This window comes from Flavobacterium piscinae (assembly GCF_004122145.1).
In the GTDB taxonomy this organism is placed as follows: domain Bacteria; phylum Bacteroidota; class Bacteroidia; order Flavobacteriales; family Flavobacteriaceae; genus Flavobacterium; species Flavobacterium piscinae.
Genome location: NZ_SBKQ01000001.1, coordinates 315,710 through 333,670, shown reverse-complemented (window position 1 = coordinate 333,670; position 17,961 = coordinate 315,710). Strand labels below are relative to the sequence as shown.

Here is a 17,961-nt window from a genome sequence, read left to right as displayed (position 1 = left end):
TGCTTTTTTTACTAAAACAGTAAATTCTTTAACGAATACTAAACAAACCAGCCGTTTTGTTTTCCAAATTTGTAAAGCGATCGACACATTTTTCTATAATTTCTTTCGCTTCGGTGACATCTCCCCAGCCTTCTACATCCACTTTTTTCTGCTCTAAATCTTTGTACACTTGGAAAAAATGTTCAATCTCCTTCAATAAATGTGGATTAACATCGGATAAATCGTTTAATTTATTCCAAATTGGGTCGGAAACCGGCACACAAATCACTTTTTCATCCGGTCCTTTTTCGTCTGCCATGTGGAAAACACCAATTGGTTTTACTTCCATCACACAACCCGGGAAAGTAGGTTCTGTGACCAAAACCAATACATCTAATGGGTCTCCATCTAATGCTAACGTTTCCGGTATAAAACCATAATCGGCAGGATACATCATCGAAGAAAAAATCATTCGATCATAACGGATTTTTTTTAATTCAAAATCGTATTCATATTTATTTCGACTTCCTTTTGGTATTTCGATTAACACATCGAATGATTTTTGTTTTGCTGCACTCATATAGTTGTTTTATTTACAAAAAAATAGGGCTACAAAGGTAAGGCCTTATCTTTAAAAGTGATGCTTGTAAACAACTTTTAAGGATTTAACAACATTGTCTGTAAAGTTTTAGAAACAATGAAAAAAATGAATAGAAATATTTTTGAATTAAAAATAAAATCCAAATGAACCTTTGATTGTAAAATTATTTGCATCGGGAAGATGGCGGTAATTTCCTCGCCAAGAACAGTCGATACGGAAGACTTTGAAGATATTTCCGATTCCGGCACTGTATTCCCAATACGGTTTATCCGGTGACAAATAGTTCAATCCCGAAGCATTTAAAGCTCGGTTTGCATCAGAGACTGTTCCAACAACCGCTTTTACACCAACAATTTCTCGCAAATTTAAATCTCTTAACCCCGGAATTCTCGATAATATTCGACCTAAAAAATGATGTTCCAATTGCAACGTTGCATATTCATCCGTTACAAACTCATAGAAATTTAAGTTATTGAAAGTGTTTTCAATTAAAAAATACGATTGGTTTCCCGGGACAACACTCATCAAACCAAGCGGCACCTCCCCAAACGTTTTTCCAGCTTCTGTAATAACATTTAATCGTCCGAAACCGCCCACTAAAATTGGTTGCTTGATGTATAATTGTATTTTTTGATAATCGAAATCACTGTCAAAAACACCTTTTAGTCCTTGGCTATAATTAACAAAAATTCTTGTGAATGGGCTATCTACAATACTTCTTTCAACGCCATACCCAACCGTTTTTCTTCGGGGTGTATAATCTACGGAAAAATTAATCTCAGATTGAGCTACTTCGCTTTTTATTCCTGTTGGTGAATCAGGTGAAAAATAAGCTAAACTAAATTTATCCCAAGCAGGTTTTAAGGTTCGATAGGAAAAACCGGTTTCAAAAGTTAGGTTTTTAATGGGCTCAATATTGAAAGAAACCATACTTAAATTGATGCTTGTCAAGTTGTCATTGGCTCCGGCCATAAACAATCCGTTGGACGCAAAACTTCTCCCGAGTACGTTGTTTGTGGTGGTCAAACTGGCTCCAATTTGTTCAATATCTCGCCTATTCCCACCTTCGAGAATGAGTCGATTTCGCTTGTTCAATAATACCTTTCCGGAAACACCATATTTAAATTGGTTATCTTCAAATCCGTAAGCGGTATAAAATTGCAAACGCCATGGATCATTTTGACCAAAATAAGTTCTACCGCCTGCACGAAGGCGAAACCCTTCCACTTCATTATAACCAAAGGTTGAAAAAATCGGACCAATGTCAAAATTACCTTTTTGAATGTAGCCACTACCTAAAATGGCAACCAAATCATACATTTGCTTGAATTTTTTCACAGTTTTGAGTGTGTCAAGCATTTTGTAAACCCCCAATTCGTCTTTACTCAAATTCTCAAATCGGTTTTCATGCCAATATTCATCAGAGCGACTATAGACTTCATTATCAATAAAATTGACTTCTTCTTTATAGAATTCTTTAGGTTTTTCGATGTTGAATTGATGATTTTTAAACAACGTTGTTCGTTTACCATAAACACCCTGAGATTCTTCTTTTTTGTTAAAAGCAAAATCAGACATCATGTGGTCTCTTTTTAATAAGAATACCGAATCACTAACTACTTCAAAATCTTGTTCAATGTAAATTTCTTTGACCCAGTTGATGTTCGCACTTTTGGTCACGGCCATGTTGATGTTTTTGATGGCAAACGTGGTATCATTCACCCAAAAATCCCCTTTAAATGTAAGTTCGCCTTTTCTACGGGGATAATAAACTATGTTATAACACCATTTATTATCAATATACATACTATCGGTTAAAGCATAATTGTAGACATCAATTCCGGTTCTGGACAATGGACTCACAAAATCTTTATCGAAAAACTTCAGGTAATTATCATAAATATCATAATCGGCATATAAATCTTTCACAAAAGCAATAATTTGTTGATTATTGCTAAAACCTGAATTTTTATTGGCTTTAAGAATTTCCTTTTCACGGTTGGAAACATTATCTCCATAAACTTCTGAAAGCGATTCATTTATAAATATCGGCAAATAGGTTTTTCCGGTAATTGCCGAAGTATCCATTTGTTCAAAAACGAATTCCATCCCTCTGAAGACCCTACTTTTCATAGTTGCACTATCGATGGTATTAAGATCAAACTCTACTTTTTCGTATTTATCATATTGGTATTGGTTGAATTGTCTTAAACCATTTTTCCGTTTTCTTTCCCAAATTTTGCGAAGAATATCAATAGCCGGATTATTTTTTTTGGACAATTTTCCGGAAACTAAAACCACTTCTCGAAGTGTTTCTCCTTCCGTTAAAGTTACTTTCATGTTATAGGTTACCGCTTTTTCAAGTTTTACATCTTGAGCGGTATAACCAATAAATGAGACAACTAAAACTCCATAACTTTTTTGAGATTCTAAATAAAATCGCCCATTTTCATTTGTAATTACTCCTTCAGTGGAGTTTTTGAAATAAACATTGGCAAATGGAATAGGGTCGTTGTTTTCATCCACAACAATGCCACTTACTTTGGTTTGAGCAATCATTGAGGCCGAAAAAAGTAAAAATAAAAAAAGTAGGCTTTTAATTTTCATTGCAATTTGTAAAAAAAAACTTCATCAAATAACACGTTGATGAAGTTTCAAATATAGTTTTTATTTTAATTATTTATACAAAACCTTTTTAACTGCTTTAATTACATCATTTGAATTTGGCAACCATTCTTTTAATAAAGACGGTGAGTAAGGAGCCGGAGTATCGGCTGTAGTTATTCTTTGAACCGGAGCATCTAAATAATCAAATGCTCTTTCTTGAACCATATAGGTTATTTCTGAGGCCACACTGGCAAAGGGCCATGCCTCTTCTAAAACAACTAAACGATTCGTTTTTTTAACCGAATTTAAAATGGCATCATAATCCATCGGACGAACCGTTCTTAAGTCGATGATTTCACATAAAATTCCTTCTTTAGCTAATTCATCTGCGGCTGCATAAGCTTCTTTAATTATTTTTCCAAAAGAAACAATGGTTACATCAGAACCTGCTCTTTTAATATCAGCAACGCCAAGTGGAATGGTATATTCTCCTTCCGGCACTTCCATTTTGTCTCCATACATTTGTTCTGACTCCATGAATATAACCGGGTCATTATCACGTATAGCCGATTTAAGTAATCCCTTTGCATCATACGGATTCGATGGAACCACAACTTTTAAACCCGGTGTATTGGCAAACCAATTTTCAAAAGCTTGCGAGTGTGTAGCAGCTAATTGTCCGGCAGAAGCTGTTGGTCCTCTAAAAACCATTGGCATAGGAAATTGTCCCGCTGACATTTGACGCATTTTGGCTGCGTTGTTAATAATTTGGTCAATTCCAACCAAAGAGAAATTAAACGTCATGAATTCAACAATCGGGCGGCAACCATTCATAGCTGAACCTACAGCAATCCCTGCAAAACCTAGCTCTGCAATTGGAGTATCAATTACTCTTTTGGGTCCAAATTCATCTAACATTCCTTTTGAAGCTTTGTAAGCCCCATTATATTCTGCTACTTCTTCACCCATTAAATAAATGCTTTCGTCACGACGCATTTCTTCGCTCATGGCCTCACAAATTGCTTCTCTGAATTGAATTGTTCTCATATCTCTATTTTCTTAAGTCTTTTTAACGAAAGGCAAAAATAAAAATTTAAAATCACTTTAATGCATATTTTGAGAGTAAAATAGTTGACAATTTTTTGTGTTATTTTAATTTAGAATTCGCAATAGTTGAGAGAAAAAAATTAAAAAACAATTATAATACCCTACGAAAACGATATAATACTGAAAAAATATTATGCACGCATACTAAAATTCGAAAATTTATTTGTACTTTCGTACCGAAAAATAATTTAAACCTATTATATGAAAATATTAGTTTGCATCAGTCATGTACCTGATACTACTTCAAAAATTAATTTTACAAACGGCGACTCTGAATTTGACACAAATGGAGTGCAATTTGTTATCAATCCGAATGATGAATTTGGTTTAACTCGAGCCATTTGGTTACAAGAGCAACAAGGAGCAAACGTAACTGTGGTTAATGTCGGCGGCCCTGATACAGAGCCAACCTTAAGAAAAGCATTAGCGATTGGAGCAAATGAAGCAATTCGTGTAAATGCTAATCCAACTGACGGGTTTTTTGTAGCCAAACAATTAGCAGAAGTGATCAAACAAGGACAATATGATTTAGTGATTTGCGGTAAAGAATCTTTAGATTATAATGGCGGAATGGTTCCCGGAATGATTGCCGGATTGTTAAGCTATAATTTTGTAAACTCATGTATTGATGTAAAAGTTGATGGTTCTTCTGTTAAAGCAATTAGGGAAATTGATGGCGGTAAAGAAACTATTTCAGCTTCTTTACCTTTAGTTATTGGAGGACAAAAAGGATTGGTTGAAGAAAAAGATTTAAGAATCCCCAACATGAGAGGGATTATGACTGCACGCACGAAAGCTCTAACCGTATTGGAGCCGATTGCAACTAATGTGAATACAAAAGCGGTAAAATTTGAAAAACCGGCTCCAAAATCTGCCGTGAAATTAGTTAGTGCCGACAATTTGGACGAATTAGTAAATTTATTGCACAACGAAGCAAAAGTTATCTAGTAACCAGTGTTCAGTTTTTAGTGTTCAGACACTTAAACTATAAAACCATTATTAAATTTTTAAAACTAAAAAATTATGTCATTATTAATATATGCAGAATCAGCAGAAGGGAAATTCAAGAAAGTTGCTTTTGAATTGGCTTCCTATGCAAAAAAAGTAGCTGAATCTTTAGGAACATCGGTAACTGCTGTAACGATAAATACCGCTGATGTTTCAGAGTTATCAAAATACGGTGTGGATAAAGTATTGAAAGTAAGCAATGATAAATTATCTTCTTTTAATGCAAAAGCATACGCTGATGTAATTAAACAAGCGGCTCAAAAAGAGGGAGCAAAAGTGATTGTACTTTCTTCCACAACTGACAGTATTTATTTGGCTCCATTGGTCACAGTTGGATTAGATGCGGGTTATGCTTCTAATGTTGTTGGTTTACCTTTGAGTATTTCGCCATTTCAAGTGAAAAGAAATGCTTTTTCTAATAAAGCTTTTAATATAACAGAAATTTCTACCGACGTAAAAGTAGTAGGTTTAGCTAAAAACTCGTATGGATTGGTAGAAAGTAATTCATCTTTATCAACCGAAGATTTTTCGCCTAGTTTAAATGATGCTGATTTTCATGTGAAAGTTGAAAGCGTAGAAAAAGTAACCGGAAAAGTAACCATTGCCGATGCAGAAGTGGTAGTTTCAGGCGGTCGGGGATTAAAAGGTCCCGAAAATTGGGCATTAGTAGAAGATTTAGCAACCGTTTTAGGTGCTGCCACGGCTTGTTCAAAACCGGTGTCCGATTTAGGTTGGAGACCTCACAGCGAGCACGTTGGACAAACCGGAAAACCAGTAGCTACTAATTTATACATTGCAATTGGAATTTCAGGAGCCATTCAACATATTGCCGGAATAAATTCATCAAAAGTTAAAGTGGTCATCAATTCTGATCCGGAAGCTCCTTTCTTTAAAGTAGCCGATTACGGAGTGGTTGGCGATGCTTTTGAAATTGTTCCTAAATTGACTCAAAAATTAAAAGAATTTAAAGCTCAAAATTCATAATTTTTTATAAATTGTGCCCTCATTGGGCTATCTAAATCGAGATAGTTGTATCTTTGTTTGGATAGCCCTTTTTTTTTATTACTAATTAAGCATAAATGCATAATTTTTAGTGCATTATAACATCATAATATGAGTCTTGTTAAACTAGCCATAAAAGGAATTTCTTACAGCCAAACCCAAAACGGTGCCTATGCATTGATTCTAAATGAAGTGGACGGAGAGCGAAAATTACCCATTGTTATTGGTGCTTTTGAAGCTCAATCCATTGCCATTGCGTTAGAAAAAGAAATAAAACCACCTCGCCCACTCACGCATGATTTGTTTAAAAATTTTGCCGACCGTTTTGATATTGTGGTGAAACAAGTGATTATTCATAAATTAGTGGATGGTGTTTTTTATTCGAGTATTATTTGTGAACGCGACAAAATCGAAGAGATTATTGATGCTCGAACTTCTGATGCTATTGCTTTGGCTTTGCGTTTCAATGCTCCCATTTTTACTTACAAAAATATTTTAGATAAGGCGGGGGTTTACCTGAAAGGAAATTCAATGGAACCGGAAAATGCCAACGAAGACAACGACGGTGTTTTAAGTACGCCTGAAACGTTTGGCACTGAAGAAACCACTCCGAAAGACAGTTACACCGGAAAAAGTGTTCAAGAATTATATGAATTGTTAAATGAAGCCGTACAAAACGAAGACTATGAAAAAGCGGCTAAGATAAGAGATGAAATCTCAAAAAAAGAATCTTAAATAATCCAACATCTATACCTTATAAAATGTATAAAAAAATATTTTTACTTGCTTTAACTATACTTTTATCAGTTGGTTTAAATGCACAAGAACTTGAAAAAAAATGGCAATTAAGTTCTTCTGAAACGGATTATTTAGAACTAAAAGAAGGTGGTTATGAACTCAAAATCACTTCCGATAGCCTTGCTCAAAAAGGTGATTATTTAGTACAGGATAATTATCTTTTTTTGTTTGAAAATGGTTCCGATGCACCAACTAAACGATTTACCATCACCTCAAAATCAGATTCGCTTTTAACCTTAAAATCAAAAGACAAAGCGTATTCATTTTTTTCTTCTAATAAAATAAAACCGGTTCAAAGTAAAGCAAAACTCATTGCCAGTGAAGGTTTTTCAATGACCAGTTTATGGAAAGGAATATTAGGAATGATTTCGCTGTTAACCTTAGCTTTTGTATTTAGTTCAAATCGAAAAGGGATTAATTGGAAAACTGTTGCAATAGGTGTTTTTGCTCAATTAGTTTTAGCTATCGGAGTATTAAAGGTTGAATTTGTAAAAAATCTTTTTGAATTCGTTGGAGGATTATTCGTAAAAGTTTTGGATTTCACTAGAGCCGGAAGTGAATTTTTATTGGGTGGCATGATGAATGTAGACAATTTCGGCTTCATCTTCCTATTCCAAGTTTTACCAACCATTATTTTCTTTTCCGCGTTAACTTCATTGTTATTTTATTTAGGAATTATACAAATTGTTGTAAAAGGTTTAGCGATGCTTTTAACCAAAATTCTCGGTATTTCAGGAGCAGAAAGTTTATCGGTAGCCGGAAATATCTTTTTAGGTCAAACCGAAGCTCCATTGATGATTAAAGCCTATTTGGAAAAAATGAATAAAAGTGAAATTCTTTTAGTAATGGTCGGCGGAATGGCCACAGTTGCCGGAGGAGTTTTAGCAGCTTACATAGGCTTTCTTGGTGGGAACGACCCTGTTTTACGTTTGGAATTTGCTAAACACTTGCTTGCTGCTTCAGTAATGGCCGCACCCGGTGCAATTGTTGTGTCTAAAATGCTATTTCCACAAACGGAAGCTATCGACACCAATGTTGAAGTTTCTAAAGAAAAAATCGGTTCAAATATACTTGATGCTATTGCCACCGGAACAACCGAAGGTTTGAAATTAGCGGCTAATGTAGCCGCCATGTTATTGGTTTTTATTGCATTTATTGCGATGATTAATTACACATTAGGTTGGATTGGCGGATGGTCCGGATTAAATGAAGTTATTGCCGCAAATACACCTTATTCAAAATTTTCGTTAGAAACCATTTTAGGAATTGTCTTTGCTCCCTTAATGTGGTTAATTGGTGTGGCTCAGGAAGACGTTATGCTAATGGGACAATTACTGGGAATAAAATTAGCTGCGTCAGAATTTGTAGGTTACATACAATTGGCTGAATTAAAAAATGCTGCTAATGCCATTCATTTTACGTATGATAAATCGGTCATTATGGCAACCTATATGTTATGTGGATTTGCCAATTTTGCATCGATCGGAATTCAAATTGGTGGAATTGGTTCATTAGCTCCCGGACAACGTAAAACACTTTCTGAATTTGGTTTAAAAGCAGTAATTGGCGGAAGTTTAGCGTCTTTACTTTCTGCCACAATAGCCGGAATGATAATTGGATAGCGTATGACACATCATTTTATTTGCAACCATTGCAAACATGAAAATAAAGTTTCAATAAGCGAAAGTGATCGAGGAACTTATCAAATGAATAAAGGTGATTTTAAAGATACGACTTGTATAAATTGTTTAAGAAAAGAGAAGACGCACATAAATGATATATTTGGTAAAGTATCAAGAAATCTTTTAATAATTGGTTTTTGTGCTGGATTACTTTTAAGTATTGTATTGTTTTTTATACTTGAAAATTACATTATCATTTCAACGGCTATTATTAGTATACCAACACTTGTTCTTGTATATGAAACAAGTTTAGTCAAAACATTTAATAATTACAGAATCAGAAAAAAATGAAGCAGTATCACGACCTCGTTAAACACGTTTTAGCAAACGGAACTCAAAAAGGTGATCGAACCGGAACTGGAACCATCAGTGTTTTTGGGTATCAAATGCGTTTTGATTTAAGTGAAGGTTTTCCGATGGTCACCACCAAAAAGCTACATTTAAAGTCGATTATTTATGAGTTGTTATGGTTTTTGAAAGGCGATACCAACATCAATTATTTAAAAGAAAACGGCGTAAAAATTTGGGATGAATGGGCGGATGAAAAGGGTGATTTAGGTCCGGTTTACGGACACCAATGGCGAAATTGGAACAGTGAAGAGATTGATCAAATTTCAGAATTAATAGAAACGTTAAAGAAAAACCCAAATAGTCGAAGAATGTTGGTTTCTGCATGGAATCCTTCTGTTTTACCGGATACTTCCAAATCATTTTCTGAAAATGTAGCCAATGGTAAAGCGGCACTTCCACCTTGTCATGCTTTTTTTCAATTTTATGTGGCCGATGGAAAATTGAGTTGTCAATTGTATCAACGCAGTGCCGATATTTTTTTAGGTGTTCCTTTTAATATCGCTTCGTATGCTTTACTTACAATGATGATTGCACAAGTTTGCGAACTACAACCCGGTGATTTTATTCACACTTTTGGTGATGCCCATATTTATAACAACCACATCGAACAATTGGAATTGCAACTTTCACGTGAGCTAAGACCATTGCCCAAAATGGTCATTAATCCGGAAATAAAAAACATTTTCGATTTTACGTTTGACGATTTTACGTTGGAAGGATATGATCCGCATCCGCATATTAAAGGAGCAGTGGCTGTTTAAAATTTACTTATGAGATATCCAATATTCTTTTTTTTATTTACTTTTTCTTTGCTAAGTCAGGAAATTAAAGTCCAAAAATATTTTCCATTTAGGGATATATGCAACAATGAATCAGACTATTATGATTGTGAAAGAGAAGTTTTTGAAAAAGAAATTTTAGGATTAATTACACCTGAAATTGAAAATGATATTATAGAAAAAATGATTGACAACAAAGCTTCTTTAACTTTTGCATTTGTATATAGTCCAAATAAACCCATTAGAGAAGACATTGACATCGACTTTATAAACGAAGAATTGAAAGTAAAAGTAATTCAATTTTTACTTCAATTACAACCCTATCCAGACGATGAAAATCTTGAAGACACCAATAAAGCAAAACGTTTTGAATTTGTTTTTGTAAAAAATTCAGACAACAAACTATTTATTGCCAGTGATGAACTATTGAAAGAAATGAAGTATATATCAGAATTTAAGTTCATTGAAAGTCCTTATCCTTTAGAATGTAAAAATTCGACTGATATCAGAAGTTGTGTTAACAAGTATTTTTCAAGTCATATTGTTAAAAATTTTAATTATCCAAAAAAGGCATTAAGAAAAGGAATACAAGGGAGAGTTGATTGTAAATTTTATATTGACAAAGACGGGTCAATAGTTGTACAAGAATTAAATGGCCCTGATAAAATTTTAGAAGATGAAGCCCAAAGAATCTTAAATAAAATACCTAAATTAGTTAATGCTACAATTAAAGGAGTTCCTGTAAAAGTTTCTTTTAGTATCCCAATTACTTTTAAACTTGACTAAATTATTAATAACTAATTAAAAAAGAATGTATAAAATTAAAATTATATTTTTTCTCTTTTGTTTTAATTTGATTTCAGCTCAAACTGAAAAAAGCGAGAATCAAGAAAATGTTCCTTTTCATATAATAGAAGATGTTCCAATTTTTCCGGGTTGCGAGCATATTGATATGAAAGAAAGAAAGCAGTGTTTCCAAGAAAAAATCCAAGAACATATCAAAACCAATTTCAGATACCCTAGTGCAGCTATCAAAGATAAAATTCAGGGAAGAGTATTTATTTCTTTTATTATTGAAAAAGACGGAAGTGTGACAATAAGTAACATTAGAGGTCCACACCCTATCTTAGAAGAAGAAGCAAAGCGAATATTTTCTCTTTTACCTAAAATGAGACCAGGTTTATTTAAAGGTAAACCTACAAGAATGACTATGTCTATTCCTTTAACATTTAATTTATAATAAAAAAAACCACCTAATAAGGTGGTTTTTTATGATATAAAAATTTTTATACCGCTACAACACTATTTTCAGCAGCAGCAAAATCATTCCATTTGTAAGCATCTGCTTGGTCATCGTTTACGAATTCTCCATCTACTAGATAACGGAATTCATATGAGTTAGAAGCAGGTAATTCAAAAGTAGCTTTGAATGTTCCGTTTTTTAACTTACTTAATTCTCCTTCTGCTGGATTCCAATTGTTGAAATCACCTACTACTGCAGCAGTAGTAGCCTCTTTTGCTTCAATTGAAAAAGTTACTTTACAAACCGGTTTTGTTTTTATAAATTGTTTCTTAATTGCCATAATGTACTCATTTTTAAAATTATACTGCAAAGAAACAAATAGAATAATGAAAATCAAATAGTTAGCATTACTTTTGTCATATTACCAATATCCCTGCTTAAAAAAAACAAAATTGATAATTTATAACTACTTCATTTGCAATTATTAAAATAGGAAAACGGTTTCGTAATTCATTATATGTAATTTGATTTTTTTATTTTTCAAAAAAATAATACCTTTCAAAACCAAAAAACAATAAAAAAGACGTTTATGAACACAGAGCAACACGAACAATATGAATATGCTCGGCGAAGAATCAAACAAAAAAAAAGATTATACTATCATTTTGTCTTGTTTTTGATTGGTAGTTTGTTTCTTTTTTTAATTGAGAAATTTTTTGACATCCAGCCCTTTGAAGGCTGGTATTTATGGGCTGTAACTATTTGGTTTTTTTTGTTTATTCTGCATTTTATAAAAGTTTATATAACCGATAGGTTTATGAATAAAGAATGGGAACGTGAACAGATTGAGCGTTTAATGGCCAAACAAGAACAACGCATCAAACAATTGGAACAAAAAATAGAAAAAGAAACTAAATTCAAAAACAAAGAAATATAATCATGATTATAATGATTGCTGCGGCGGCAGAAAATAATGCTTTAGGAAAAAACAATGATTTGGTTTGGCATTTACCGGATGATTTTAAACGGTTCAAAGAATTGACTTCCGGCCATCCTATCATCATGGGAAGAAAAACTTTTGAAAGCTTTCCTAAACTTCTACCTAACAGAACACATATAATCATTACAAGACAAAAAAAATATCAACCGGAACATTGTATTGTGGTAGACAGTATTGAAAAAGCCCTTGAATTTGTTCCTGAAGATGAAGATGCATTTATTATAGGTGGCGGTGAAATCTACAAACAATCTTTGGAATACACAGATATTATTGAACTTACTCGAGTTCACGACTCTTTTGAAGCTGATACCTATTTCCCTGAAATCAACCCTGAAAATTGGCAACTAGTGGAGGAAGAATACCATCCAAAAGACGAAAAACATTTGGTTGATTTTACCTATCAAACTTACATTCGTAAATAAAAAAACATCCCTTTCGGGATGTTTAGAATCAATGTATCATGTTTGAATTGGCCTATTCAAGTATCAGTATCTGATAACTTAATATAAAAATCACCACTGCCAAAAATACTCCAGAAATGAAGATTACGACATTGGCAAACCTTTGAGAATACATCTCAAAGAAGCCTTTAATACCAAATACCACAAAGGTACTAAAAGCGAAAAAAACTAAAATTTCCAAAAACAAATTTAACCCTAAGAACGTTTGTGGCACCCCAACTTCAGTATTGCTCATTAAAGCAACACTGTCGATACTGCTAACAAGAAAAAATGTGATAACCAGTGCCAATAGTATCCATTTTAGTTCAGCCTTGACAATTCTTGACAACATGATGTTTAACATTTGATTCATGTTGTAAAATTGCACATTATCAAACACATACACAATACCCACTTCTAGTGATTTTTTTTATATCACCAAAAACAGTGATATTTTGTTTATTTTTTTTAAAAAAAGTATAAACAAATTTAATTATTGCATTATTGCCATGATTATAGAATAGTTTATATTTGCGTAAAATTTAAGTATGTCAAAATCTGTTACACCCTATAAAGATTCTTCATTAGGTAAAAAAGAACAAGTAGCTCAAATGTTTGATACCATATCGGGCAATTATGACGGGTTAAACCGAGTAATTTCTTTTGGAACTGATGTAAAGTGGCGTAAAAAAGTTCTAGCCTTAGTTGATGCAAAAAAACCCGATACTATTCTAGATATTGCAACTGGAACCGGTGATTTAGCAATTTTGATGACAAAAACTAATGCTAAAAAAATTATAGGTTTAGACATATCTGCCGGTATGCTGGATGTGGGTAGAAAAAAAATTGAACAAAAAAAACTTTCTAACAAAATAGAAATGGTTTTAGGCGATTCTGAAAACATGCCTTTTGAAGACAATTCTTTTGATGCCATTACGGTTGCCTTTGGTGTAAGGAACTTTGAAACCTTAGAAAAAGGTCTAGCAGAAATTTTAAGGGTTTTAAAACCAAATGGAATTTTTGTGATTTTAGAAACTTCAGTACCAAAGAAATTTCCATTTAAACAAGGTTATTATTTTTACACCAAAAATATTTTACCCTTAATCGGAAAACTATTCTCAAAAGACAATTCTGCCTATTCTTATTTATCAGAATCAGCTTCAGTTTTTCCGTTTGGAGAAGCGTTAAACAATATTTTGAGAAAAGTTGGGTTTATAGACGTAGCAGCGATGCCACAAACATTTGGTGTTGCTACTATTTATTCTGCATCAAAAAAATAAAATGAGAACAGTTTTTTTTACCATACTATTTTTTTTAAGTATCCATTCAAATGCACAGTTTAGTGGGATTTTTGGTAAAGACCCCATAATTCATCTTGAAAATTTTGACAAACAACGTGTACATTGGGGATATTTCTTAGGATTCAACTCCTATGATTTTAAAATAGATCAAAACCGAATTACTGAAGAAATTCTTTCTGAAACCACCACCGGATTTAATGTTGGTTTAGTAGGAGATTTAAGGTTACATCAAAATATTAATCTTCGTTTTGAGCCGGGGCTTTATTATACGCAACGTAATTTAACATTCCCAAATTTTGAAAATAAATTTGATGCGTTGCGAGAAGTCAAATCCACTTATCTTCACTTCCCATTGCTTTTGAAATTTTCTTCTCAACGAATTGGAAACATAAGACCCTATTTGGTGGGAGGCGTTTCCACTGCTTTAAACCTTTCAAGTAACGCTAATTCTCAAGATGATAACTCAAACAACCGATTCCGAATGACAAAATGGACAAATTTTTATGAAGTGGGTTTCGGAATTGATATTTACTTGGAATATTTTAAATTTTCCCCTTCCATTAGAGGAGTATTTAGTTTTAATGATGAATTAATTCGTGATAATGATCCGAATAGTCCTTGGACTTCTTCCGTTGAATCAATGCAGACCAGAGGTTTTTTTGTAAACTTTACATTCCACTAAAATTTTCTTCGAAATTCACTTAACAAAATAGCAGTTGCAGTTGCTACATTTAAACTTTCTGTTTTTAGTAATTTCCCAAAACGAGGAATACTTATTTTATGCTGAACCATAGAATTAATCTCAGCACTGATTCCATTGGATTCATTTCCCATGATTAATATTGCGTCTTTAGGTAATAGGGTGTTATAGACAACTTCACCGTCCATAAATGCTCCATAAATAGGTAATTTTGTTTGACCCAAAAAGTTATTTAACGATGTGTATATTACATTAACTCTGCCAATTGAACCCATTGTTGCTTGAATTACTTTCGGATTGTATACATCTACTGTATCATTAGAACAAATAAGCTGTTCTATTCCAAACCAATCACATAACCGAATGATCGTTCCCATATTACCGGGATCACGAATATCATCTAAAACCAACGTTAAACCTTTACAACTAATCGCTTCTGAAGGTTTAATTTTAAAAACTGCCAAACAAGAATTAGGTGTTTTTAAGCAACTTATTTTCTTTAAATCTGATTCGGTAATAATTTGGGATTTGTATTTATGATCTAATTCAATTGTAGCATTGGTTGAATAAAATTCTATAACCTCATAATTGGAATGAAACAATTCTTGAATCACTTTTAACCCTTCCGCTATAAAACATTGCTGTTCATTTCTGAACTTTTTTTGATGCAATCCCGTAATTCGCTTAATTTGGTTTTTACTAAGCATAAAATAATGTATTTTTGAACTAAATTTATAATTCCATTGAAAGAGGTTTCTACAAAAATATCATTATTATTTTTAATTGTATTGTTTTTTTATGCATGCGATTCTACAAAAAGAGTTCCCAATGGTAAAAAACTACTAGCTAAATCGGTTATTCTTGTAGATAATAATAAAGAAAACAGTGAAGAAGTAACCGAATTACTTTCGCAAAAAACGAATACTAAATTCTTAAATTTACCTTTCAGTTTATACTTTTACAATTGGGCTAAACCAAATCACGATTCTTTGTTTGCAGAAAAATTTTTGAAAGATTCTGTTCGATTTGAAAGAATTTCAAAACTTTTGTCCTCTAAACAGGTCTATCGATTAGGAGAATCGTTTTGGTATTCCGGAATACATAATTTTTTAAAGAATACCGGAGAACCTCCTATTATCCTTGATGAGGCTAAAACAAAAAAATCACTTACTAAATTAAAAGCTTACTATTTTAATCAAGGCTATTTTAATGTTGACGCTACAATCAAAATTGACTCAATCGGATTAAAAAAAGTAGCAACAGAATATAATGTAACATTAGGAAAACCTTATATAATAGATACTATTAATCATGAAATTACTTCTCCGGTATTAGACTCTTTATACGGAAAAACAAAATATTTATCCAACATTAAATCAGGAGAACAATATAAATCAGATAATTTTGAAAGTGAAAGAAACCGCCTTACAAATAATTTTAGAAATAATGGCGTTTATAATTTTCAACAAAATTATATTAGTTTTGATATTGACACCATAAAAACTGGAAACAAAGCAAATGTGAATCTATTAATCAGTGATTATTCATTTAGAGCTGGTGACTCTTTAATTACAACTCCATTTAAAATTTATAAAATTAGCGAAGTTAATATTTACACTGACAATCCTTCATCAAAAAACAAAGTCAAAATTGTCGATAGTGTTGTATATAATAATTATAACCTATATAGTATTGACAAATTAAAATATAGACCAAAAGCTATAACTGATGCCGTTTTTATTACCAAAGGAGGCATTTATGCTGATTATAAAAACAATTTAACTTCGCGTTCTCTTAACAATTTTAAAGTATTTACTTATCCGTCAATACAATACGAAGTTGACCCCAGAGATAGCCTTCAAAGTTCATTAATAGCTAATATTTATTTAAGTCCAAGAAAAAAATACAGTTTTGGAGCCTCATTTGATGCTTTACATTCTAACATTCAAGACTTTGGATTATCCGGCAACACTTCATTTTCCATACGAAACCTATTTAACGGAGCAGAAACCTTTGAAATAGCTGCTAGAGGAAATATCGGATCATCTCAAGATTTAGCAAATCCTGATAATACATTTTTCAATATTTCTGAATACGGTGCCGATATGAGATTAAATTTTCCAAGGCTATTTTTTCCTATAAAAACGGATAAAATTCTTCCAAAGGAAATGATTCCCTCCACGCAAATTAGTTTGGGTTTTGCCAAACAACAAAATATTGGTCTTGATAAAGAAAATTTTACCGGTTCGATTACTTATAATTGGACTCCAAAAAGGTATAATGCTGTTCGATTTGATTTGGTTAACATTCAATATATCAAAAACATTAATGTTAATAATTATTTCAACGTTTATCGCTCATCCTATGCTGCACTTAACAATATTGCTAATAATTATTTGATTGAACAGGAATACTTGAATGAAAATGGTAATTTAACCATTCCAATCGGAACCAATTGGTTTTTAGATCAAGTGTTAGGGGAAAATCAAAGTATCAATCCTACCCCATCAGACCTTGATGAAATAAGAAGTATTAACGAAAGAAAAAACAGACTTACCGAAAACAACCTTATTATAGCTTCAAGTTATAGTTTTTCAAAAACAACGAAGACCAATTTACTTGACAACAATTTTTATGTACTTAGAACAAAATTAGAAACTGCGGGAAATCTTCTTTCCTTATTTGCAGATGGTTCTAATCAACCTCTGGGTCCAAATGGCAATAAAACTTTTTTTGATATTGAATTTTCTCAATATGTTAAAGCAGAATTTGAATATATAAAACATTTTGACCTAAGAAATAATAAAGTCTTTGCTACAAGGACATTTTTTGGCATAGCCATTCCTTACGGAAATTCGAACAGTATTCCATTCTCACGAAGTTATTTTGGCGGTGGTTCAAACGACAATAGAGCTTGGCGTCCTTATGGATTAGGACCCGGTAGAAGTGGAGCCAGAAATGATTTTAATGAAGCCAATATGAAAATATTGCTGAATGCCGAATTTAGATTTAAAATCTTTGGAAAATTAAGAGGAGTGCTTTTTGTTGATGCCGGAAACATATGGAATGTGCTGGATAACGTGGAAGATGAAGAATTAATTTTTGATGGGTTAGCTTCACTAAAAGATATTGCTGTAGGATCAGGTTTTGGTTTTCGTTATGATTTCGGATTTGTGGTAGCCCGATTTGATTTTGGGTTCAAAACTTATAATCCAGCTCATGAAGAAGGTAAACGTTGGTTTAGAGAATACAACTTCAGCAATACGGTTTTCAATGTGGGAATAAATTACCCTTTCTAAAACGTTATCGTATTTTTTTGAAAATTCAATCTTAATCACATCGAATTTATTGTCAATAATTTTT

Annotated in this window: 18 protein-coding genes; 12 read left to right on the top strand and 6 right to left on the bottom strand. The window is 32.6% G+C overall.

Annotated features, from left to right (window positions below; genetic code table 11):
• Window positions 1-28: 28 nt before the first annotated feature.
• The 3 genes from EQG68_RS01330 to EQG68_RS01320 form a co-directional block, all read right to left on the bottom strand.
• Window positions 29-559 (bottom strand): inorganic diphosphatase, encoded by a 531-nt coding sequence (locus tag EQG68_RS01330; RefSeq protein ID WP_129462989.1) that lies wholly within the window; start codon window positions 557-559, stop codon window positions 29-31.
• 147 nt (window positions 560-706) lie between these two features.
• Window positions 707-3,187: a DUF5686 and carboxypeptidase-like regulatory domain-containing protein gene (locus EQG68_RS01325; protein WP_129462988.1), complete on the bottom strand. Its 2,481-nt coding sequence runs from the start codon at window positions 3,185-3,187 to the stop codon at window positions 707-709.
• A gap of 69 nt (window positions 3,188-3,256) precedes the next feature.
• Complete coding sequence (locus EQG68_RS01320; RefSeq protein ID WP_129462987.1) at window positions 3,257-4,234, bottom strand: pyruvate dehydrogenase complex E1 component subunit beta; 978 nt, start codon at window positions 4,232-4,234, stop codon at window positions 3,257-3,259.
• A gap of 261 nt (window positions 4,235-4,495) precedes the next feature.
• On the opposite strand from EQG68_RS01320, the gene EQG68_RS01315 reads away from it, so the two are divergent.
• The 7 genes from EQG68_RS01315 (at window position 4,496) to EQG68_RS01285 (ending at window position 11,154) form a co-directional block, all read left to right on the top strand.
• Window positions 4,496-5,242 carry an electron transfer flavoprotein subunit beta/FixA family protein gene (locus tag EQG68_RS01315; protein WP_129462986.1) on the top strand — a complete coding sequence of 249 codons (747 nt, stop codon included), beginning with the start codon at window positions 4,496-4,498 and terminating at the stop codon, window positions 5,240-5,242.
• A gap of 75 nt (window positions 5,243-5,317) precedes the next feature.
• On the top strand, window positions 5,318-6,286 hold the full coding sequence (locus tag EQG68_RS01310) for an electron transfer flavoprotein subunit alpha/FixB family protein (protein WP_129462985.1): 969 nt from the start codon (window positions 5,318-5,320) through the stop codon (window positions 6,284-6,286).
• A 129-nt stretch (window positions 6,287-6,415) separates the two neighbouring features.
• On the top strand, window positions 6,416-7,039 hold the full coding sequence (locus tag EQG68_RS01305; protein WP_129462984.1) for a bifunctional nuclease family protein: 624 nt from the start codon (window positions 6,416-6,418) through the stop codon (window positions 7,037-7,039).
• Window positions 7,040-7,065: 26 nt separating this feature from the next.
• The gene (locus EQG68_RS01300) at window positions 7,066-8,724 is read left to right on the top strand and encodes a NupC/NupG family nucleoside CNT transporter (protein ID WP_129462983.1); all 1,659 of its coding nucleotides are present in this window, start codon (window positions 7,066-7,068) and stop codon (window positions 8,722-8,724) included.
• A gap of 347 nt (window positions 8,725-9,071) precedes the next feature.
• Window positions 9,072-9,896: a thymidylate synthase gene (locus EQG68_RS01295; RefSeq protein WP_129462982.1), complete on the top strand. Its 825-nt coding sequence runs from the start codon at window positions 9,072-9,074 to the stop codon at window positions 9,894-9,896.
• A gap of 9 nt (window positions 9,897-9,905) precedes the next feature.
• Entirely contained in the window at window positions 9,906-10,700 is a 795-nt protein-coding gene (locus EQG68_RS01290; protein ID WP_129462981.1) for an energy transducer TonB, read from the top strand.
• Window positions 10,701-10,725: 25 nt separating this feature from the next.
• Window positions 10,726-11,154, top strand: coding sequence for an energy transducer TonB (locus tag EQG68_RS01285; RefSeq protein ID WP_129462980.1), 429 nt, complete (start codon window positions 10,726-10,728; stop codon window positions 11,152-11,154).
• A 46-nt stretch (window positions 11,155-11,200) separates the two neighbouring features.
• Here the strand turns inward: EQG68_RS01285 and EQG68_RS01280 are convergent, their stop codons facing one another.
• Entirely contained in the window at window positions 11,201-11,497 is a 297-nt protein-coding gene (locus tag EQG68_RS01280; protein ID WP_129462979.1) for an isoamylase early set domain-containing protein, read from the bottom strand.
• 249 nt (window positions 11,498-11,746) lie between these two features.
• Here EQG68_RS01280 and EQG68_RS01275 point away from each other — a divergent pair, with 249 nt between their 5' ends.
• Both EQG68_RS01275 and EQG68_RS01270 read left to right on the top strand, forming a co-directional pair.
• On the top strand, window positions 11,747-12,094 hold the full coding sequence (locus EQG68_RS01275) for a 2TM domain-containing protein (protein ID WP_129462978.1): 348 nt from the start codon (window positions 11,747-11,749) through the stop codon (window positions 12,092-12,094).
• 2 nt (window positions 12,095-12,096) lie between these two features.
• Window positions 12,097-12,579, top strand: a complete 483-nt coding sequence (locus tag EQG68_RS01270) for a dihydrofolate reductase (RefSeq protein WP_129462977.1) — start codon at window positions 12,097-12,099, stop codon at window positions 12,577-12,579.
• 52 nt (window positions 12,580-12,631) lie between these two features.
• Here the strand turns inward: EQG68_RS01270 and EQG68_RS01265 are convergent, their stop codons facing one another.
• The gene (locus EQG68_RS01265) at window positions 12,632-12,961 is read right to left on the bottom strand and encodes a hypothetical protein (protein WP_246011596.1); all 330 of its coding nucleotides are present in this window, start codon (window positions 12,959-12,961) and stop codon (window positions 12,632-12,634) included.
• Between the two features lie 184 nt (window positions 12,962-13,145).
• Between EQG68_RS01265 and ubiE the strand changes: the two genes are divergently transcribed.
• Together ubiE and porT are read left to right on the top strand one after the other, a co-directional pair.
• Window positions 13,146-13,877, top strand: a complete 732-nt coding sequence (gene ubiE, locus EQG68_RS01260; protein WP_129462976.1) for a bifunctional demethylmenaquinone methyltransferase/2-methoxy-6-polyprenyl-1,4-benzoquinol methylase UbiE — start codon at window positions 13,146-13,148, stop codon at window positions 13,875-13,877.
• A gap of 1 nt (window position 13,878) precedes the next feature.
• On the top strand, window positions 13,879-14,580 hold the full coding sequence (porT, locus tag EQG68_RS01255; protein ID WP_129462975.1) for a type IX secretion/gliding motility protein PorT/SprT: 702 nt from the start codon (window positions 13,879-13,881) through the stop codon (window positions 14,578-14,580).
• On the opposite strand, the gene EQG68_RS01250 is transcribed toward porT, so the two are convergent.
• Window positions 14,577-15,305 carry an RNA methyltransferase gene (locus EQG68_RS01250; protein WP_129462974.1) on the bottom strand — a complete coding sequence of 243 codons (729 nt, stop codon included), beginning with the start codon at window positions 15,303-15,305 and terminating at the stop codon, window positions 14,577-14,579. The genes porT and EQG68_RS01250 overlap by 4 nt on opposite strands.
• A 36-nt stretch (window positions 15,306-15,341) precedes the next feature.
• On the opposite strand from EQG68_RS01250, the gene tamL reads away from it, so the two are divergent.
• On the top strand, window positions 15,342-17,897 hold the full coding sequence (tamL, locus tag EQG68_RS01245) for a translocation and assembly module lipoprotein TamL (protein WP_129462973.1): 2,556 nt from the start codon (window positions 15,342-15,344) through the stop codon (window positions 17,895-17,897).
• Window positions 17,898-17,961 lie beyond the last annotated feature (64 nt).